Genomic DNA, 19,663 nt, shown 5'->3' on the forward strand with positions numbered 1-19,663 from the left:
CCCGGCCACATCTGTCGATGGTGGCCGGCGAACCCGGAGAAATCTCAGGGGGTGGCTACCCGGAAATCGGGGTCGGCGGCGGCGAAACGCGGCAACGCCCTCGCACCCGGCCGGTGTAGCGGGTGCGAGGGCGTCGGGCGTCAGCGGGTCGGGAGGTCGCGGACGAAGAGCCGCCAGGCCGCCGGGCCGAAGGCCAACGCCGGACCGGCCGGGTCCTTGCTGTCCCGCACCCCCACCAACCCGGGCAGGTTGCGGGCCACCTCCACGCAGTCGCCGCCGTTGCCACTGCTCCGGGAACTCTTGATCCACACAGCGCCGGTCAGATCCATTTCTCCGCCACTTCCCGTATCAACTCGGTGGACTGCTGCTGCGGAAGCGCCTCGCTCCGGACGGCCTCCCAGGCCCGCTGCAACGCCGCCAGGTCGTCCGGACCGTCCACCACCTGACCGGCCAACTGGTTGTCGAGATAGCCGGTCTCGGCGCGGTCCGCTGCCGTCGCGATCACGAAGGATCCGTTCAGGCCAGCGTACGCGCCGACCGTGTTGCGGACGACGTGCAGCCGCACGTGCGGCAGGGCGGCGGCGGCGACCAGCGCGTCGAGTTGCTCGCGCATCACCGCCGGCCCGCCGACCGGGCGGTGCAGCAGCCCCTCGTCGAGCACGGCGGTCAGGTCCACCGGGTCGTCCCGGGTCAGCACCGCCTGCCGGGCCAGCCGGGCGGCGAGCCGGCGCTCCATCTCCTCCAGGCCGGTCAGCCCGGCGTCGGTAAGCACCGCACGGGCGTACGCCTCGGTCTGCAACAGGCCCGGCACGACCAGCGCTTGATACGACCGCAGGGACACCGCGTTCTGCTCGGCGGTCGACCAGTCGATGAACCACTGCGGCGAGCCGAGCCGGGTGGCGAGACGACTCAGCGCACCGCCGGTCTGCAGCGCGTCGTCGGCGGCGACCCAGAAGCCGGGCGGCGGTTTGCGGCGGCCACTTTCGATCATGCCAATGGTGGATGCCGCCCACGGAATATGCTGGGCAAGATCCTCCTGCGACAATCCGCGCGCGTCGCGGGTAAGGCGCAACTCGTCGAGCAGATAACGAATTCGATCATCCATGACCACACCGTCCTCACAGGTTCGACCGGCGCGCCACACACCGGACACAATCCGCCCTGACCACTCACAATGCGGCGCGACGCCTTCCGAGGGTAGGGCTCGACACGCCACTGTGGAAGACATGCACCCCGGCTCGAAACCAATCCCGAAAAGATTTATCAAGGCCGGGCCGGGGTTGCGCGGGGGCGACGTCGGAGGGGACGGCAATTTTCCCGGCGTCGCCCCCGCATCCAATTCTGGGAATACCAAGAAGGGAGGCGCCAATGACGACTCGGGCACGCCTGCTTCGGGTGCTGCTGGCGCGGACCGACCGGGTGAAGCCCCGGCACCGTCGGGACTGGCGGCGGCTCTGGCGCTACTGCCGCTGCGGCTGGCGCTGGCGCTGCCCGGACTCTGTCGAACTCGTTCCGATGCCGTACCCGCCGACACCGGGGCGCGGCGGGCGGGCTGTGTCCGTACCCCCTGATCCACCGCCGCCGAGCGGCGTGCCGGCGGCGGGCCGACCGTCGGAACCGCCTCCTCCGCCGCCCCGGGTCTGGGCCGCGAACAGCCGTTTTCCGTCCCGGAGGCCCCCGGCCCCGACGGAGCGCCGCTACCACCTCGGCAGCCGCCGCACCGAACGTGCAGTTCGGTGAGCCGGCGCGCATCCGGCGACGCGGCATGACCTGGCCGATGCTCGCCCGACGCCGGCCGCACCTGCACAGCCGGCCGCTGTTCCGGTGCCGGGCCTGCGGGGCGGACTGGCCCTGTCAGCCGGCCCGGCTCGTGCTGCTCGCCATGTTCCGGGGCGACCGGCAGGGGCTACGGATGCACCTCGCCCGCAAGTTGCTGACCGCGCTGGCCGACCAGCCGCACGGCGATGCCGTCTCGCTGGCCGTTCGGTTCCTCGGCTGGTTGCCGCCACCGCGCTGATGCCCCGGCATCCGACCGGCCCTCCTCGGCCCACCGACCCGCCTCGGCCGCCGTCCGCCCCCGAAGCGGCCGGGGCGGACTCCGAAACGCCGGGCGGGGCCCCTTCCGGATGGAAGGAGCCCCGCCCGGGCATGTTGGCCACCGCTGCCCGTCCCGCCGCCGACGGGCCTTCGGCGGCCGACGCGTCAGGAAACGCCGCAGGAACTCGCCGACCAGGTACGGCTGGACTTGTGCGCCACGTGGGTGTGGTCGCTGTGGCCGGGGTAGCCGGGGCCGAGAATCTCCCGCCAGCCGTGGTTGCGGGCCTGCTGGGCGAGCCGGCACAGCGAGTGCGGGCTGACGCCGAGGTCGACCGCGTCGCCGTAGAGGTGCCGGCTGGTGGCCGAGCCGCCGACGGCGTTGTTGCAGGAGTGGCTGCGGAAGGCGCTGGTGACCCGGATCTGCTGGTCGCCGAGGGCGTGCCGCATGGCTTGGAGCTTCCACATGTTGACCAGGGCGTTGAACCGGGCGGTGGCGGCCGAGACCGCGCCGCCGGACCAGTCCGAGTTGCAGTTGTTCAACTCGGCGTAGCTGAAGTTGACCGGGGTGCAGTCGTCGTCCTGGAGGGCGTAGATCCGGTTGAACGTCTGCGGGCCGGCGATGCCGTCGGCACCGAGTCCGTACGCCTGCTGGAAGCGGACCACGGCGGCCCGGGTCGCCGGCCCGAAGGCGCCGTCGATGACGAGCACCGCGTTGTAGCCGGGGTAGCCGGCGACGCGGATCTGCAACTGCCGGACGTCCTCACCGGACATGCCCTCCGAGAGGGTCCGGCCCCAGGTGTAGCAGCCGTCGGCCTGTGCCGGGCCGGCGGTGGCCACGGTCGCGACCAGGGTGGCGGCGGCGGCCATGGTGAGCGTCGCGAGGATTCTGACGGTACGTCTGAACAAGGGGTCCTCCATACCGAGCGGGGGTTGTGAATATCGACGAGGATGGCTGCCCGCCGATCACAAGTCAATATCTTCCGGTGACCTTTCTTGGACTGGCGGTTTCCTTCACCGGCCGGAGACGCCCCGTTAACCCGCCGCCGGAATAGTCTTGGCTGATGCCGAAAGCCATCTGGAACGACCTGGTCATCGCGGAGAGCACCGACACCGTCGTGGTCGAGGGCAACCACTACTTCCCGCGTACGGCCCTGCGCGACGACCTGGTACGGGAGTCGGAGACGCACACCGTCTGCCCCTGGAAGGGCACCGCGTCGTACTACACCCTCGAACACGAGGGCCGGCGCAGCGTCGACGCCGTCTGGTACTACCCCGAGCCGAAGCCGGACGCCGAGATGGTCCGGGACCGGGTCGCCTTCTGGAAGGACGTCACCGTCGTCGAGTGATCCCGGTCCCAGCGTGCCCGACCTGACCGGTTACCGGGCTGGTCGGCACCGAAAGGGGTTACTTGCGGCTTTCGGCTGCGGAGTCGGCGTACCCGGTCCGATCCTGGAAGCCGTGGCGACGTACGAGTACCGGTGTCCCCGGCACGGGGTCCTGACCGCCCGGTTTCCGATCGGGCAGGCCCCGGCGCGGCTCTGCTGCGCGACCTGCGCGGCGGAGGCCGTCCGGGTCTTCTCCGCGCCGTCGCTGCGCGCCATGCCGCGGCCCCTGGTCGCGGCCCTCGACCGGGCCGGCCGCAGCGCCGAGGCACCGGCGGTGGTGGACCGGATCCCGGGCCGACGCGGTACGCCGACCCGACCGGCCGCCCACCCCGGGCACGCCCGGCTGCCACGGCCCTGACGGGTGGAAGGGAAGCCGCGATGCCGGAGCTGTTGTTTCCGCTGGACTCGACGAAGAGGTTCACCGAGCAGGAGTTGACCGGACACAACCGGTGGCATCCGGAGATCCCGCCGGTCGCCACCGTCCGCCCCGGCCAGTCGTTCCGGGTGCACTGCCGGGAGTGGTTCGACGGCGCCATCCACAACGACGACTCCGCCGCCGACGTCCGGGACGCGCCGCTGCCGATCGTGCACGCGCTCAGCGGCCCGTTCGCGGTCAACGGCGCCGAACCCGGTGACCTGCTGGTGGTCGACATCCTCGACGTCGGGCCGATCCCACAGGAGGACTCCGGGCCGATCGCCGGGCAGGGCTGGGGTTACACCGGCATCTTCCCGAAGCAGAACGGCGGCGGCTTCCTGACCGACCACTTCCCGGACGCGTACAAGGCGATCTGGGACTTCAGCGGGCAGCAGGCGACCTCCCGGCACGTCCCCGGGGTGACCTTCACCGGGATGATCCACCCGGGGCTGATGGGTACCGCCCCGTCGGCGCCGCTGCTGGCGAAGTGGAACGAGCGGGAGGGGGCGCTGCGGGCCACCGACCCGGACCGGGTACCGCCGCTGTCGCTGCCGCCGCTGCCGGAGGGTGCCATCCTCGGCTCGCTGGGCGGCGCCGACTTCGACCGGGTCGCGGCGGAGGCGGCCCGGACCGCACCGCCCCGGGAGAACGGCGGCAACCAGGACATCAAGAACATGACCAAGGGGACCCGGGTGTTCTACCCGGTGTACGTCCCCGGCGCCAACCTCTCGGTCGGCGACCTGCACTTCTCGCAGGGCGACGGCGAGATCACCTTCTGCGGCGCGATCGAGATGGGCGGCTTCGTCGACCTGCACGTGGACGTCATCAAGGGCGGCATGACCATGTACGGCGTCTCGGAGAACGCGATCTTCCTGCCGGGGATCGTGGCTCCGCAGTACAGCCAGTGGCTGGCCTTCTCCGGCATCTCGGTGAGCACCGACGGGGAACAGCGCTACCTCGACTCGCAACTCGCGTTCCAGCGCGCCTGCCTGCACGCGATCGACTACCTGACGAGGTTCGGCTACAGCCCCGAGCAGGCGTACCTGATCCTCGGTGCCGCCCCGATCGAGGGACGCTTCTCCGGGGTGGTGGACATCCCGAACTCCTGCGCCACCGTCTACCTGCCGACGGCGATCTTCGACGTGGACGTACGTCCGTCGGCCGCCGGACCGACCCGGATCAGTCCCGGCCAGGGCGCCCCGAAAGCGACCTTCTGACGTTTCGGACGGTCTCGGCCGGACGACGAGATTGATCGACTTTGCGCCATCTGAGCGTTCCGGGCGTACAGAGACTTCGACCGGCGGCCGTTGTTAGCGTGAATCGCCCGCGCCGACTTCCGCAGCCCCCGTCGAGTGCAGACATCCGCAGCCACCACAGAGGAGTTCCGCCATGTCGGAGGAGAAGGCGGGTCCGGCCGCCCGCCGCCCGCCATTGCGGCAGGACCGTCTCGTCGACGACCTCCGGTCGGTGCCGCAGGACCCGCCCCCAGACGTCGTGGAACTGCACGGCTATCTGGGCAGGGACGGGGAGGACGGATACTGGCGCCTCTATCTGACCTCGGGTCTGGACAGCTATCTACGGATCGCCGAGGCGGACGTCGTCGCCAGTCGCCAGGCCGACGCCGACGCCACCTCCCTGGATCCCAGCGTGGTCTTCGTCCGCTCTTCGGCCACGATCGAACACGTGCACACCACCTCAGCCGACCTGCACGCGGACTTCCTGCGTGGGCCGTACTCGGCCGAACTCGCGGCGGAGCCGTCCGACGACTGTGTTCCGGCGTCGCGGTCCAGACTGCGACGCGGACGCTTCACGCCGGAGGCCGTCCTTCGCTATCCGCAGACCTACCCCTATTTCTGCCGCCCCCAGATAACCATCGAACAGCAGACGTGCTTCTGCACGGTCTTCTGCCCGGTGTGACCGGACCGTCCACCGCCAACCGCCCGGCGGCCGCGCAGCCCACCGCTGTTCCGGGCCGGTCGGCGCCCGCAGCCCTGCCGTCGCCCGCAGTCCTGCCGTCGCCCGCAGTCCTGTCGTCGCCGGCGGGCCTGTCGTCGCCGGCGGGCCTGCTGAATCATCTGATCGGGTGTGGCCTCCTGCCCCGGGACGGTGTCGACCCCGCCGACATCGTCGTGACCAGCCGAAGCAGCCGCAGTCCGAGCCACATCGTCGAGGCCGGCCCGGACCGTCGCTACTTCCTGAAGCATCCGACCAGCCACGAACAGCAGGCGACGATCCGGCACGAGGCCCGGGTCTACCAGGCGCTGTCACACCGCGCCGGGTTCCGGGACATCGGCCCACGGCTGATCCGGCACGAACCCGACCTGCCGCTGCTGGTGCTGGAGGCGATCCAGCCGTCCCGACCGTCCGACCCGGTGCGGATCACCTCCCGGCGTACGATCGCTCGACTCGGCCGGCGGCTCGGCCGGGTACTCGCCGCCTTGCACGAGCTTCCGCCGGCCGCCGACGATCCGCGGGCGCCGCTGCCGCCGGCACTGCGGCTGGACGCACCACCTGTCGCGCTTCGGGAGTATCTCGGCGCCGCCACGACGCGGCTGGTCCGATCCGTACAGCAGGACGCGACCCTCTGCGCCACCCTGGCCGGCTGCCGGGAGAGCTGGCGTCGCACGACCTGGATCCACGGCGAGGTCAAATGGCCGCACGTGGTGCTGCCGGCCACGACCGGCCACGCGGTCGCCCGACCGGTACTCGTCGACTACGAGTCCGCCGGGTTGGGGGACGCCTCCTGGGACATCGGCTGCGTGCTCGCCGCCTACCTCGGCTCGTGGCTCGGCTCGATGCCGGATCCCAGCACCGGGACGGCGGAGACGATGGTCTCCCGGTCGGCGCTGTCGGTACCCGAGCTGCAGGAGGCGCTGGCGGCGTTCTGGCGCGGCTACACCACCGGGCGGCGGCTCCCGGCGGCCGAATGCCGGTCGGCGCTCGACCGCGCCGTCCGGTTCGCCGTCGTCAGACTGCTGTGGTCGATCTTCGAAGCCAGCGTCGGATCGGAGACCCTGGACCCTCGGTGCGTTATGGCGCTCCAACTCGCGCACAACCTCTCCCGGCGCCCCTACGAGGGTGTACGCCACCTGCTCGGTATCCCGTTGAGCTGAGGAACCTGCCGTGACCTCGTACCGGGAGCAGCTGACGGATCTCGCCAGGCACGTCCGCGTCCTCGACGACAACCGCTTCGTCTGGTTCGGGCAGCGGATCTCCGCCGAGCCGCCGAGTGGCACCGCCGACCGGGCAGCACCGCCGTCGATCCGGTCGACGCTGGCCAGACACCTCTACCAGCACTTCTTCGTCACCGGGAGCCCGGTCCCCACGCGCCTGCGGGGACAGCCGGCCGGCAGCCCGCCGGACGCCGCCTTCGTCGAGCAGATCCGGAACAGCATCGTCGGCGCGGGTCCGGCGGAGGGGAACTGGCGTTACGCCCGCCCACACCCGGAGGGCCTGGTCGCCATCCGCGACGGGATCTCCTTCCTGGTGCCCCGGGAGGCTGTCGCCGAGTGGGATCCGGGCACCTCGCCAGGAGACGCCCTCACCGTACGCCAGTCGCCCTGTCTCCGCGCCGCGCAGCCGGGTTTCTGCTACGTCCTCGGCAGCCTCGCCCGGCCATCCGAAGTGGACCCGACGGTCCGCGTCTACTGGAACATCGTGGCCGACGGCGCCAGCACCCTCACCCGGCTGCTGAGCACCGAGTTGAACGCCCGGTCGATACCGTTCGCCCTCAAGCTGCCCGACACCCCGGAGGGCTACCACCGCTGCGATTCCGCGGTGCTCTACGTGGCCGGTGCGGTGTTCCCGGCCGTGGCAGAGGTGGTCGCCGGGTGCCGTCCGGAGCTGGACCCGGTGCTCGGGGACCGGATCCCTCCGCTCACCGCCGCACTGCTGCGCGGTGTCGGGGTGGCGCAGGATCCGGGCGGCGGCGAGAGCTTCGGCCAGCACCGGTGCCGGCTGCTCGCCGAGGCGCTCTGCACACCGGCGGCGCGGCGGGCACGCGGGCCGGAGCGGCGGGCGGCGGAGCTGGTCAGCTGGCTGGGCGCCAACGGCGTCTCCATCGTCGCGCCGTACCGGAACCCCGGCTCCGGCGAGCTGGGACAGCTCGCCGGGATCGCCACCGCTGCCGCTGGCCCAGCCCCGGGCTCTGTCGCCGTGGTCCCTGGGGCTGGAGCTGCCTCGGGGCCGGGCTCTGTCGCGGCTGGCCCTGGCCCTGCGGTGGCCGAGCCGTTCGCCGCCGGACCCGGTCCGGACGACCTGGTCGGGGCCGCCGTCGGCATCGGGGAGATGCTGCTGGCCGAGGCGATGTGGTGGGACGACGCGTGCACCTGGTGGGGATCGGACGGCGGCGAAAGCTGGACGGCGATCGGCGCGGACGTCTACTCCGGCACGGCAGGCGTGGCGTCCTTCCTGGCGACACTGGCGGAAACCGTCGACGACGACCGGTTCGCCGACGCGGCGGTCGGCGCGTTCCGCCGTGCCGCCCGACAGGTCGAGCAGCGGATGCCACCGGGCGAGGCCGGCTACTATCTCGGCTGGTCCGGGGTCGCCGTGAGCCTGCTGCGGGCCGCTCGCCGGCTGGACCGCCCCGAGCTTTCGGCACTTGGCGAACAGATCGTCCGGGACCGGCTCGACCGCGACCTGCACTGCCCTGGCAACGACTGGCTGACGGGGCTCGCCGGCACGGTCGCCGGGCTGCTGACGCTCGCCCGGGAGGAGGCGGCCGGCCCGGTCCTCGACGTGGCGGAGAAGGTCGGCCGGGTTCTGCTGACCCGGGCGGTCCGGGTCGCCGACACCGTCGCCTGGCGGGAGCCGCAGGTGCGCAGCAACGTACCGCTGACCGGGCTCGCCCACGGCTGCGCCGGCATCGCGCTCGCCCTGGCCGATCTCGCCGTGGCGACCGGCGACGAGCGGTTCCGGAGCGCGGCCCTGGACGCTGTCGGGTACGAGCGGCACCGATTCTCGCGTGTCCAGCGCAACTGGCCCGACTTCCGGCTCCAACCGACCGTCCGAGGCTTCGTAGGCGGCCGTCGGTACGCGTTCGCCTGGTGTCACGGCGCCCCGGGAATCGCCCTGGGGCGATCGATGACCTGGCGACTGCTCGGCGCATCCCACCTGCGCGAGGAGATCGTGTCCGGTCTCGACACGACGGTCCGGTCGCTCGGCTGGCTGGTCGAGGACGGGCTGGACCGGATGGTCCTGTGTCACGGACTGGCCGGCAACCTGATGATCGTCAGGTCTGTCGAGCGGCAGGGCTTCGTCACACCGGCCCGTCACGCGCCCGCCGTCGACGCCGCCGCCCGGGCGCTGTGCCGGACCGCCCGACTCGTCCGGGGCGGCGGCGGTGTCTCGCGATGGGCCAGGCAGAATCCCGGACTGCTGACCGGTGTCGCCGGGCTCGGCCAGGCCCTGCTCGCCGAGGCCGGGGTGGCCGGCGTGGCCGACGGCGTCCTGCCCTGGACGGCGTCACCGCCGGAGAGCAGCCTGCCGGTCCAGCCGGCCGCGCCTGCCGACCGTCCGGGCGAACCTCGCCGGAAGCCGCCAGCCGGTCGCCGCGGGCGGCACCAGCACGCCGGGACGCCGGCCTGACCCAACGCCTCCGGCGGCGCGTCGCCACCCGTCCCGAGCGGTCGTCCGCCGGTCGGGCCGGTCGGCACCAGCACGCCCGGACGCCGGCCTCACTCAACGCCTCCGGCCGCGCGTCGCCACCCGTCCCGAGCGGTCGTCCGCACCGGCCGGGGCGGGCACCGGCTCGACCAGGCGCAGCCGGCGGCTGGCCGGACCGACGGTGAGGCGCTGTCCCCAGGCCATCGTCAGGTGGTCGGTCTCCAGACCGTCGGCGAAGACCACCAGCCGCTCCCGTTCGGCGACGATCTCCAGCGTCTCGTCCGCACCGAGCCGGCCGGCCGTCAGCGACGCGCCGGTGACCGGGGAGGGCCACGCCTCCCGGACGAACCAGCACAGGGCCGGTTCGTCCGGTGCCGGCAACGGCGGTGCGGCGGCACGCTCCCGGGCGATCGAGGCGCACCAGCCGGTGGCGCCGGTCCCGGTGCCGACCACGATCCCGGAGGAGGACTGGCGTTCCCGGCGGCCGTCGGCGGTGGAGAGCAGATAGCGCGCCGACTGGTGGCCGGGATGGCCGGCGTAGACCTCGTTGAGCCCGATCAACTCCTGGCCGTCGTCGAGGACGGCCCGGACCATGGTCCGCTCCCGCACCGGCGCCCGCCCGGCCACCACCGCCGGCAGCAGCCGGGCGACCGCCTCGGGTCCGAACCGGACGAGGACTCCGGCGTTCTGCCCCGGCTCCGGGTCCACCCCGACCACCGGCTGTCCGTCGAGGTACTTGGCGACGTTGGCGACCAGCCCGTCCTGGCCGACCGCCAGCACGATGTCCTCGGCGGCGAACGGGAAGCGGGCCAGGTCGTCCCGGTCCGCCCGGCCCCGCCGCCAGTCCGCCGGGACGGCCGCGCCGACGGTGGTCAGCGCCGCCTGCAACGCCTCGTGCCGGGCCACCACCTCGGCCAGGTCGCGGCCCCGCTGCCGCAGGTAGTAGCCGGCGGCGGCCCGGGTGCCGTGGTGGGCCAGCAGCTCGTCCAGCTCGCTGCGCCGGCTCACCACGACGACCCTCGGAGCGAGGGTGGCGCTCACCGGTGCCGCCCGCCGCGGTTCGGGAACACCGTCTCGCGGCCCGATCGGGGCTCCCCGCTCATCGCGACAGCCGGCCGAGCAGGCCGGTCAGCACGTCCGGAGTGACCGTGAGCTGACCGATCTCGGGGAGCTGCCCGGCGACCTCCCGGAGCGCGAGCGCGTGCAGCACCTCGGGCGACAGGTCCCGGTACGCGGCCAGCCGGGCCGCCTCCGCCTCCGCCTCGGCGAGCCCGATCCCGCGTACTCCCTCCGCCTTGGCGGCGGTGAGGGTGCGCTCCTTCTCCGCCTCGGCGGCGGCCAGTACCCGGGCCCGTTCGGCCGCCGCCGCGTTCGCCACCTTCTCCCGCTCGGCCCTGCCCTGGGCGACCGCCAGCTCGGCGGCGGCCTCCAGCTCGACCTTGCGCCGGGAGTTGGCGCCGTGCTGTTCGACCAGCTGCTGCTCCCGGCGGGCCAGCTCGATCTTGTTCTGCAACTCGTTCTCGGCGATCGCCCGCTCCTGCTCCACCGCCTGCGCCCGGCGGGCATAGGTGGCCCGGTCGGCCTCGACCTGCACCGTCTCCCGGGTCGGGGTCTGGAGCGCCCGCTCCATCTCCGGCTCGGGTCGGACCGCCACCACCCGGGCGCTGACCACCGAGACGCCGACGTCGGTGAGCCGACCCTCGTCGCGCAGCGCCGCCGAGACCGCCTCGCGGACCGTGGCGATGTCGGTGAGCGCCTCGGCCAGCGGCACCCGGGCCAGCAGGTCGAGCGCCGGCTGCTGGGCCAGCTCGGCCAGCAGCGTGGCGACCTGGTCGAGCGGGCGACCCCGGGCCACCCCCTTGTGCGGGTCGACCGAGAAGTCCAGCCGGCCCGCCGCGAGCGCCGGGTCGGCGATCCGGTACGTCACCGTCGCCTGCACCGTCACGTCGGCGAAGTCGCTGGTCCGGGCGTGGAAGAGCAGCGGCAGCTCGCGGTCGTCGACCGGCACCTCGCTCAGTACGCCGACCAGTGGCCTATACCAGAAGGACTGTCCCACTCCCTCGTGCCGCACCCTGCCCCGCACCGAGTGCCGGATCCACGTGGTCGGCGTCCCGCGCAGGTGTCGCAGGAACAGCCGCCTGGTCACGTCCGCCATGACGCGCCCCCTCCCCTGTTTTCGTCAGGAGGACGATAAAGGGAAGATCTATTTCGCGTCAAGTCGCCGATAAAACGGGTTGCCTCGCCGGCAGCCGTCAGGCGCGGGCGAGCTGCGGGTAGAGCACGGCGGGATCGGCCGAGAGTCCCGCCTTCACCTGCCGGGTGACCTCGTCGGCGAGCACCTCGAAGGCACCGGCCTCGACGCCGTCGAGCGCCTGCCGGGCCACCTCCGTGGGCGCCACCTTGGGGGCGTCGACGTGTGCCGCCATCTCCGTGTCGACGTAGCCGACGTGCAACCCGGTCACCCCGACCCCCTTGGCCAGCAGCTCGAGCCGCAGCGAGTTGCTCATCGACCAGAGCGCCGCCTTGGACGCGCTGTACGAGCCGGAGAGCGCGATCCAGGAGAGCACCGAGTGGATGTTGAGCACGTGGCCACCACCGGCGGCGACCATGCCTGGCACGAAGGCCCGGGTCACCGCGAGCGGGCCGAAGAAGTTTGTCTCGAACTCCCGGCGTACGTCCTCGACCGGGGAGTCGAAGAAGCCCGCGCCGACCAGGCCGGCCGCGTTGTTCACCAGGACGGTGACGTCCGGCGCCTGCCGGGCGGCCTCGGCGACCGACTCCGGATCGGTCACCTCCAGCGCCAGCGGCAGCACGCCCGGGTCGGTGACGGTGCGGGGATCACGGGCGGTGCCGTAGACCTTGCGGGCACCCCGGGCCAGGGCTTCGGCGGCGATCGCCCGGCCGAGCCCCCGGTTGCCACCGGTGACCAGGACGACGGCGTTTTCGAGTCGCATGACAGACCTCCGAATAGCGGAAACCGATCGGTTTCCACCACGGTAAACCGATCGGTTTCCAACCGCAAGAGCAGCGGGTACGCTACGGAGATGACCTCGGTGAAGGCTCCGGATACCCCGCGCGACCGGCTGCTGCGCGCAGCGGCAGACCTGTTCCACCGGGAGGGCATCGCCAGCACCGGGGTCGAGCGGCTCTGCCAGGCCGCCGGTGTCTCCAAGCGGACCATGTACCAGCTCTTCGAAACCAAGGACGCCCTGGTGGCGGAGAGCCTCGCCGCCTCCGGTCCGGCGATCCTGGCGATGCACCTGTCGGAGGAGACCCCCGGGCTCGCCCCCCGGGACCGGATCCTGGCCGTCTTCAGCCGACTGGACGAGATGTCCCGGTCACCGGGATTCCCCGGCTGCCCGTTCCTGAACACCGCGGTGGAACTCCGCGACCCCGGCCACCCGGCCAGCGTGGTCGCCCGGGACCACAAGCAGCGACTGAGCGATTTCTTCGCCGAACAGGCCCGGCTCGCCGGCGCCCGCGACCCGGAGACACTGGCCAAGCAGCTCACCATCGTCTACGACGGTTCGGTGGGTCGGGCGGTCACCCAGGGTGCCGGGCTGGACGGGCTGGCCAGGCTCACCGCCTCGGCGCTGCTGGACGCCCAGCTCGGCACCAGCTGAGGTGTGCGAGTCGGTCAGGTCGGTTCCCTCGGCATCGTGACACATGTCGATCCATCCGGCGATAAACCTGCGGCGGCGTCGATGTTCGTTTGGTGATAATGACCGTCGTGGAAGAGGTCGAGGTCGTCGTCGCCCACAACGAGCGCGCGACGCTGCGCGTCGGTGACGTGTTCCTCAAGATCGACGCCGACCCGACGCGCACCGACGTCGAGGTCGAAGCGATGGCCCTGGCGCCGATCCCGACCCCGCGGGTCCTGTGGCGCAGGCCACCCGTGCTCGCGCTCGCGGCCCTGCCGGGGATGGCGTTGGGCCGCCTCGGCGAGTCCTCGCCCGCGTCCTCACTGGCGTGGGCCGCGGCGGGTGCGGCTGTACGGACCCTGCACGACGCGCCCCTGCCGCCATGGCCGGGCCGGCAGCTCGACGCGCTCGCATCCCGGCTCGACGGCGAATGCGAATGGCTGCTCGCCAACGCTGTCCTTCCCACCGAACTGGTCACCCGCAACCGCCAGGTCGCCGAGGCCGCGCTGCGGCCGTGGAAACCGGTGTTCGTGCACGGTGATTTGCAGATCACCCACGTGTTCGTCGACGACGACCAGATCACCGGCGTGATCGACTGGTCCGAGGCCGCCCAGGGTGACGCCCTGTACGACCTCGCCGTCCTGACGCTCGGACACGAGGAGCACCTCGACGACGTGCTCGCCGGCTACGGCACCGATGTCGATCGCGACGTGATCCGTGGCTGGTGGTCGTGGCGGAGCCTGGTGGTGGTCCGCTGGCTGGTCGAGCACGGCTTCGACCCGTCCATGCCGGGCTGCGAGTTCGACGTACTCAGAGCGCGGATGTGAGGCTACCCGAGCCCGACGCACACGAGCGGTTCTGCCGCCGGGTGTCGGCCGGCAGAGGCGGATACCGCCGAGCCGAAGCCTGGGGACGAGTTGTGGAGATCTCTTGCAGGTGTTTTGTGCCGGGTTCCGCTTGGACGGTCAACCGACCACGCTGATCGCGTGATCGCGATCGTCGTGCTTGCCGCGCTGTCTGCTGTGGTGTGGTGGTTCGTTGCTCGCAGCCATCGAGTTGGCTGGACCGTCGGCCTGGCACTGCTCGGCTGGGCTGTCGTGGCGACCGTCGTCGTCACCGCCCTTCCACGTGCCCGGGCAGATGTGTTCGTGGCCTACCTGCCCGTGGCAGTGGCGATCATCGGTGCCGGTCGAGCTGTCGAGATCCGGCGGTTCGGCCGAGCCGAACCAGACCGAGGCGCATGGCCCTACCGGCTCGCGATCGTGCTGGCTTCCTGTGTCGCCTGCGTCTGCGCGCCATTCTTCTTCTACGCGTTCAACAGCGAGCCGTACCTTCCCTCAGCCGATGAACTGCTGCCGGTGCCAGCAAATCTCACCGCCACAGTCCAGGAGCCAGAAGGTTCCGCATGTGGGTCAGGTGCATGCGGTATTTCCATCACTGTGACCGGCGGGCCGGGGCAGTCGGTGAACGACGTCCATGAACAGATCCGACAACATCTGATCGGTCGGGGGTGGGATCTCGGGCATGATGGGACGTCCTGCCGGCCAACCGGCTGGCTACTGGACCAACATTCGAAGTGCGTCAGCGTCTTCACCCAGGAGGACGGAGTACACGTGTCCTTCGCGGGGTGGCGGGCATGGCCCTAGCGGCCAGCCACCCGGTACACCTCGTCGGCAAGGTCGAGCAGCGGGGGGTACTGGTACCGACGTCGAACAGAATCGGCCCGCACCCACGGCGACGTGGGTACGGGCCGGAAACCCAGGGCGAGGAGTCAGGTCAGCCCTCGACGCGGCGGTACGCGATCCGCCGTCAGCGGCTCAGTCGTTGGTAGCGGCGGACGGCGAGCGGCGCGAACACGACGATCAGCAGCAGCGGCCAGCCGACCGCCAGCAACAACGGGTGCTGCGCCGCCCAGGAGTCCCCGCCGGTGCCGGGATTGCCGAACAACTCGCGGCTGGCCGCCACCGTCGCCGACAGCGGGTTCCAGGACGAGATCGCGCCGAGCCAGGTCGGCATCAGGTCCGGTGCGACGAAGACGTTGGAGAGCGCGGTCAGCGGGAAGGCCAGCGGAAAGACGATCACCCCGACCGTGTCCGGGTTCGGCACCATCAGGCCGAGGAAGATGCCGACCCAGGTCAGCGCGAGCCGGAGCAGCAGGATCAGCCCGACCGCGGCAACCGCGTCGAGCAGGCCGTTGCGCCACTGCCAGCCGACCAGCAGACCGCAGACCACCAGGATGCTCATCTCCAGCAGCGCGCGCAGCAGGTCGGCACCGGTGCGACCGGTGACAAGCGCGGTCCGGGCCATCGGAATGGAGCGGAACCGGTCCACGACGCCCCGGCTGACGTCCATGGCGATGCCGCTGGCAGTGGCACCGAGGCCGTACAGCATGGTCATCACGAAGACACCCGGCAGGAGGTACTCCCGGTAGTTGTCGGCGCCGGTCGCCATGCCGCTGCCGAAGACGTAGCCGAAGACCAGCACGAACATGATCGGCAGGCTGAAGTAGATCACGATCTCCTCGGGCGACCGGATCACGTGCGCCATGTTCCGGCCGGTCATCACCCAGCCGTCCACGATCGCCCGACGGAGCCGGGTCGGCGCCCCGGCGGGCCGCCCGGCCGTGACCGGCCGCGGGGCCGGTCGGCGTGTCTGCACCGTACTCGTCATGCCGCCCGTCCTCTCGTCGTCGCCGCTCCCGGCCCGCCCGCCGCCGGCACATCCGGCCGGGCCGCGCCGGGCTGGTGCCCGGTCAGGTGCAGGAAAGCCTCGTCGAGAGTCGGCCGGCGCAACCCGATGTCCTCGACCGCGATCCCGGCGTCCCGCAGCGCCCGCATCACGTCGCCGAGCGCCGCCACCCGGTCCACCACCGGCGCGCTGAGCTGCCGGATCTCCGCGTCGACGGTGACCGGCCCGGCGGCGGACCGCTCCACGATCCCGGCGGCGGTGCCGAGTTCCGCCGCCTGCCGGAGCACCACCTCGATCCGGTCCGCCCCGATCCGCGCCTTCAGCTCGGCCGAGGTGCCCTCCGCGACCACCCGTCCGGCGTCGACCACCAGGATTCGGTCGGCGAGCTGGTCCGCCTCCTCCAGGTACTGCGTGCTGAGCAGCACGGTGGTGCCGTCGGCGACCAGGCCGCGTACGGCGGACCAGAGTTGGTTTCGGCTGCGCGGGTCAAGCCCGGTGGTCGGCTCGTCGAGGAAGAGCACCCGGGGCGTCATGATCAGACTGGCCGCCAGGTCCAGCCGACGCCGCATCCCGCCGGAGTACTCCGCCGCCGACCGCCCCGCCGCGTCGGTCAGCCCGAACTGCTCCAGCAACTCGTCGGCGCGGCGCCGGGCGGCCCGGACAGGCAGGTGGTGCAGGCGACCGAAAAGGATCAGGTTCTGGCGTCCGCTGAGGATCTCGTCGACGGCCGCGTACTGCCCGGTCAGCCCGATCACCTCACGGACCCGGTCGGGCTGCCGGGACACGTCGTGACCGGCCACCCAGGCCCGCCCGGCGTCGAAGCGCAGCAGCGTGGAGAGGATCCGGACCGCTGTCGTCTTGCCCGCGCCGTTCGGCCCGAGCAGCCCGTACACGGTACCGGCCGGCACGTCGAGGTCGAAGCCGTCGAGGGCCCGGGTCGGGCCGTACCGCTTGTGCAGTCCCTCGGCGACGACCGCTGGTGTGTGCGTTGTCATGCCCCGACGGTGGCCGACCGCGCTGACCGGCCACGCACCGTCCGCTGACGGCGGCCGGCGGAGCCCCTGACCGGCCACGCACCGTCCGCTGACGGCGGCCGGCGGGGCCGGTGACCGAGACCCCGCCGACGCCGACTCCGTCAGGACAGGATCTCGACGTACCCGTCGGTGCCGTGCACCCGTATCCGCTGCCCGTCGCTGATCTGCCGGGTGGCGTCCAGCACGCCGACGACGGCCGGCAGGCCGTACTCCCGGGCGATCACCGCGCCGTGCGTCATCAGCCCGCCGACCTCCGTCACCAGGCCGCTGACGGCGACGAACAGCGGCGTCCAGCTCGGATCGGTGTGGGTGGTGACGAGGATGTCGCCCGGTTCGAGATCGGCCTCGGCGAGATCGAGGACTACCCGGGCCCGCCCCTCGACGGTGCCGGCCGAGACCGGCAGGCCGCTTAGCGCACCGGTCGGCACGTCGTCACGCCGGTACGCCCCGGCGACGGCCTCGCCGTCCGAGGTGAGCACCCGGGGCGGCGTGAGCGCCAGGTAGGAGTCGAACTCCTCCCGGCGGGCGTCGAGGAGCCGGTGGTCCACCCGGTTGGTGCGCACGACCTCGTGCAGCTCCTCGAACCTGAGATAGAAGATGTCCTCCCGGTCCCGGAGGACACCGCTGCGCACCAGCCGGTCGGCCTCCGCCAGCAGGGCCTGCTTGTATTCGAGGTAGCGGCTGACCATGCCGTACTTCGGGTACTCCCGGTACCCGCTGAAGGTACGTACCCGGTCGATCATTCGCTTGGCCTCGTCGGCCTTCCGGGCCCCGTCCGGCAGCGCCCGGAGGCGTTCGAGTACCTCCCGTTCCTTCTGCTCCGCCTCCTGCCGTCCCTGCTCGAAGCGCTGCCTGCCGGCCCCCGGGCCGAAGTTCCGGACGTTGCCGAGGATCAGCGGCACCAGGGTGCCGGGGCGCTCGCTCCACCTCGGCCGGGTGATGTCGATCTCGCCGACGCAGCGCATCCCGTACCGGTCGAGGAAGGCCAGGATGGCGTCCCGCGCCTCGGGCCCGCCCTGGAGCCTGGCCAGCTCGTCCAGGAAACCGTCACCCTCGACCTCGTGCAGGAAGGCCACCACCTCCGGATGCGGCCGGATCACGTCGGCGACGTCGAGCAGCGCCAGCCCCATCTCGGCCGTGACGTTGTGCGGCACGGACTGGGTGAGCGTGTCGGCGACGTTCTTCTCGCCCAGCCACTCCTGCAACCGGTCGTTGAGCCACCACGCGGCCTCCATCCCGGCCATGATCACCTGGAGGCTCCGCGGGTCGAACAGGAGCCGTCTCAGCTCCTCGATGTCCGTCCGGACGAAGTCGAACAGAGCGGGGCCGGACCTGCTCCGGATGTCCCGCCCGGCGGCGGCGACGGAGGCCCGGCCGCGCTCGATCAGCTCGGTGACGACGGCCGGGTCGGCCTCGACCGGGGCGGGTCCGCCACTGCCCATCGGCGCCCAGCCGGGACCCTCGTCCGGAACCGACCGGACGAAGTCGGCACGCTCCAGGACGGTCTCCAGGGCGTCCCGGATCAGCGGATCGGACCTGTCCATGGTCTTCAGGAGGGCGGCCCGACTCGTCGGCGCGGCCAGCGCCCGGGTGACGTCGACGAAGAGCCGCCCACCGGCCTCGGCCATCGGCCGGGGCGTCGTCATCTGCCAGAAGGACAGCCCGAGCGGCTTCATCGGATCGGTCATCATCTGCTGGTGACCGACGGAGACGTAGACGTGGTTCTCGCCGTCGTCGACCGCCGGGACCGGGAAGAGCGTGGTGATCGGCCGGCTCTGGACGATCTGGAAGTCGTCGTCGGCCAGGCACCACTCGATGTCCTGGGGGCGGCCGAAGTGCTCGGCTATCCGCCGGCCGAGCCGGACCAGCCGGAGCAGCTGCGGATCCGTCAGCGCGGGCTGCTCCCGCCGCTCCGGGTCGACCGGCACGTCCCGGATGCCGCCCTCCGGCACCGCCTGGATGGTTATCCGCTTGCTGGCGATCGTCCTGGTCACCACCTCCTCGTCGCGCACCCGGAAGACGTCCGGGTTCACCCGACCGGAGACCAGGGCCTCGCCGAGCCCGAAGCTGGCGTCCACCGTGGCGACCTTCCGGTTGCCCGAGACAGGGTCGGCGGTGAACAGGACCCCGGCCACCTGCGGGACGACCATCCGCTGCACGACCACGGCCATCAGGACCTTCCGGTGGTCGATGCCGTTGCGCTGGCGATAGCTCACGGCCCGGTCGGTGAAGAGCGAGGCCCAGCAGCGTACGACGTGCCGCAGGACCGCGTCCGGGCCCCGCACGTTCAGGTACGTGTCCTGCTGGCCGGCGAACGAGGCCGTCGGCAGGTCCTCGGCCGTCGCGCTGGACCGCACCGCGTAGCCGGCGTCCCCGCCGAGTCGGGCGAGGGCGCGGACGATCGCCGTGCCGAGGTCGTCCGGGACGGTGATCCCCTCGATGTCCCGGCGGATCTCCGCACTGAGCGTGCCGATCGCCTCCCGGTCGTCGGGGTTCAGCCGGGACAGCCGGTCGAGCCGTTCGTCGACCGCCTGGGCCTCCCGCATGATCCGTCGGAAGGCGGCCGTCGTCACGCAGAAGCCGGCCGGCACCCGGACACCTTCGATCCGCGACAACCCGCCCAGCTGCGCGCCCTTGCCGCCGACGACCGCGAGCTGCGCCCCGTCGACCTCGTCGAGACCCAACACGTACCGCTCGATCATCGCCACACCTCCGAGGCACCCGTACTCCGCCGCAGCACACCGGCCTTCGAGTCAGCGGGATCCAGCCCGCCCGCACGTCGACAACAACACATGTCCGTCCCCGTTTCCGCAGCTTGTGGACTCGGCCGACGATTCTGCGGTATGACGGGGGTCT

The 19,663-nt window shown here is 72.0% G+C and carries 19 protein-coding genes; 10 read left to right on the top strand and 9 right to left on the bottom strand.

Annotated elements, in window-relative coordinates:
• Positions 1–140: 140 nt before the first annotated feature.
• Together ACN28A_RS33345 and ACN28A_RS33350 are read right to left on the bottom strand one after the other, a co-directional pair.
• Entirely contained in the window at positions 141–329 is a 189-nt protein-coding gene (locus ACN28A_RS33345; protein WP_421402256.1) for a DUF397 domain-containing protein, read from the bottom strand.
• Positions 320–1,084: a helix-turn-helix domain-containing protein gene (locus tag ACN28A_RS33350; protein WP_421404775.1), complete on the bottom strand. Its 765-nt coding sequence runs from the start codon at positions 1,082–1,084 to the stop codon at positions 320–322. The genes ACN28A_RS33345 and ACN28A_RS33350 overlap by 10 nt, the downstream gene beginning before the upstream one ends.
• 681 nt (positions 1,085–1,765) lie before the next feature.
• Here ACN28A_RS33350 and ACN28A_RS33355 point away from each other — a divergent pair.
• Positions 1,766–2,017, top strand: a complete 252-nt coding sequence (locus tag ACN28A_RS33355; RefSeq protein ID WP_278062103.1) for a hypothetical protein — start codon at positions 1,766–1,768, stop codon at positions 2,015–2,017.
• A gap of 185 nt (positions 2,018–2,202) precedes the next feature.
• Here the strand turns inward: ACN28A_RS33355 and ACN28A_RS33360 are convergent, their stop codons facing one another.
• Positions 2,203–2,943 carry a D-Ala-D-Ala carboxypeptidase family metallohydrolase gene (locus tag ACN28A_RS33360; RefSeq protein WP_421402259.1) on the bottom strand — a complete coding sequence of 247 codons (741 nt, stop codon included), beginning with the start codon at positions 2,941–2,943 and terminating at the stop codon, positions 2,203–2,205.
• 155 nt (positions 2,944–3,098) lie between these two features.
• Here ACN28A_RS33360 and ACN28A_RS33365 point away from each other — a divergent pair, with 155 nt between their 5' ends.
• The 6 genes from ACN28A_RS33365 to ACN28A_RS33390 all read left to right on the top strand — a co-directional run bounded on the left by ACN28A_RS33365 (position 3,099) and on the right by ACN28A_RS33390 (position 9,426).
• A complete protein-coding gene (locus ACN28A_RS33365; RefSeq protein ID WP_421402261.1) occupies positions 3,099–3,383 on the top strand; it encodes a DUF427 domain-containing protein in 285 nt (94 codons plus the stop codon).
• 112 nt (positions 3,384–3,495) lie between these two features.
• Positions 3,496–3,780 carry a zinc ribbon domain-containing protein gene (locus ACN28A_RS33370; protein WP_421402263.1) on the top strand — a complete coding sequence of 95 codons (285 nt, stop codon included), beginning with the start codon at positions 3,496–3,498 and terminating at the stop codon, positions 3,778–3,780.
• A 20-nt stretch (positions 3,781–3,800) separates the two neighbouring features.
• Positions 3,801–5,054, top strand: coding sequence for a formamidase (gene fmdA, locus ACN28A_RS33375; RefSeq protein ID WP_421402264.1), 1,254 nt, complete (start codon positions 3,801–3,803; stop codon positions 5,052–5,054).
• Positions 5,055–5,226: 172 nt separating this feature from the next.
• Positions 5,227–5,754 carry a hypothetical protein gene (locus tag ACN28A_RS33380; protein ID WP_421402267.1) on the top strand — a complete coding sequence of 176 codons (528 nt, stop codon included), beginning with the start codon at positions 5,227–5,229 and terminating at the stop codon, positions 5,752–5,754.
• A gap of 212 nt (positions 5,755–5,966) precedes the next feature.
• The gene (locus ACN28A_RS33385) at positions 5,967–6,950 is read left to right on the top strand and encodes a phosphotransferase family protein (RefSeq protein WP_421402269.1); all 984 of its coding nucleotides are present in this window, start codon (positions 5,967–5,969) and stop codon (positions 6,948–6,950) included.
• Between the two features lie 10 nt (positions 6,951–6,960).
• Positions 6,961–9,426 carry a lanthionine synthetase LanC family protein gene (locus tag ACN28A_RS33390; RefSeq protein WP_421402271.1) on the top strand — a complete coding sequence of 822 codons (2,466 nt, stop codon included), beginning with the start codon at positions 6,961–6,963 and terminating at the stop codon, positions 9,424–9,426.
• A gap of 93 nt (positions 9,427–9,519) precedes the next feature.
• Here the strand turns inward: ACN28A_RS33390 and ACN28A_RS33395 are convergent, their stop codons facing one another.
• From ACN28A_RS33395 to ACN28A_RS33405, 3 genes are all read right to left on the bottom strand, one after another.
• On the bottom strand, positions 9,520–10,485 hold the full coding sequence (locus ACN28A_RS33395) for a hypothetical protein (RefSeq protein ID WP_421402274.1): 966 nt from the start codon (positions 10,483–10,485) through the stop codon (positions 9,520–9,522).
• 58 nt (positions 10,486–10,543) lie between these two features.
• Positions 10,544–11,599: an SPFH domain-containing protein gene (locus ACN28A_RS33400; RefSeq protein ID WP_421402276.1), complete on the bottom strand. Its 1,056-nt coding sequence runs from the start codon at positions 11,597–11,599 to the stop codon at positions 10,544–10,546.
• 97 nt (positions 11,600–11,696) lie between these two features.
• Complete coding sequence (locus ACN28A_RS33405; protein ID WP_421402279.1) at positions 11,697–12,398, bottom strand: SDR family oxidoreductase; 702 nt, start codon at positions 12,396–12,398, stop codon at positions 11,697–11,699.
• A 90-nt stretch (positions 12,399–12,488) separates the two neighbouring features.
• Here ACN28A_RS33405 and ACN28A_RS33410 point away from each other — a divergent pair, with 90 nt between their 5' ends.
• From ACN28A_RS33410 to ACN28A_RS33420, 3 genes are all read left to right on the top strand, one after another.
• On the top strand, positions 12,489–13,067 hold the full coding sequence (locus ACN28A_RS33410) for a TetR/AcrR family transcriptional regulator (protein ID WP_421402282.1): 579 nt from the start codon (positions 12,489–12,491) through the stop codon (positions 13,065–13,067).
• Between the two features lie 98 nt (positions 13,068–13,165).
• Complete coding sequence (locus ACN28A_RS33415; protein WP_421402284.1) at positions 13,166–13,912, top strand: aminoglycoside phosphotransferase family protein; 747 nt, start codon at positions 13,166–13,168, stop codon at positions 13,910–13,912.
• Between the two features lie 159 nt (positions 13,913–14,071).
• A complete protein-coding gene (locus ACN28A_RS33420; RefSeq protein ID WP_421402287.1) occupies positions 14,072–14,731 on the top strand; it encodes a hypothetical protein in 660 nt (219 codons plus the stop codon).
• Positions 14,732–14,894: 163 nt separating this feature from the next.
• On the opposite strand, the gene ACN28A_RS33425 is transcribed toward ACN28A_RS33420, so the two are convergent.
• The 3 genes from ACN28A_RS33425 to rph all read right to left on the bottom strand — a co-directional run bounded on the left by ACN28A_RS33425 (position 14,895) and on the right by rph (position 19,509).
• The gene (locus ACN28A_RS33425) at positions 14,895–15,647 is read right to left on the bottom strand and encodes an ABC transporter permease (RefSeq protein ID WP_421404777.1); all 753 of its coding nucleotides are present in this window, start codon (positions 15,645–15,647) and stop codon (positions 14,895–14,897) included.
• Positions 15,648–15,751: 104 nt separating this feature from the next.
• Complete coding sequence (locus tag ACN28A_RS33430; protein ID WP_421402289.1) at positions 15,752–16,768, bottom strand: ATP-binding cassette domain-containing protein; 1,017 nt, start codon at positions 16,766–16,768, stop codon at positions 15,752–15,754.
• 140 nt (positions 16,769–16,908) lie between these two features.
• The gene (gene rph, locus ACN28A_RS33435; protein ID WP_421402292.1) at positions 16,909–19,509 is read right to left on the bottom strand and encodes a rifamycin-inactivating phosphotransferase; all 2,601 of its coding nucleotides are present in this window, start codon (positions 19,507–19,509) and stop codon (positions 16,909–16,911) included.
• Positions 19,510–19,663 lie beyond the last annotated feature (154 nt).

The organism is Plantactinospora sp. WMMB782, from assembly GCF_049179135.1.
In the GTDB taxonomy this organism is placed as follows: domain Bacteria; phylum Actinomycetota; class Actinomycetes; order Mycobacteriales; family Micromonosporaceae; genus Plantactinospora.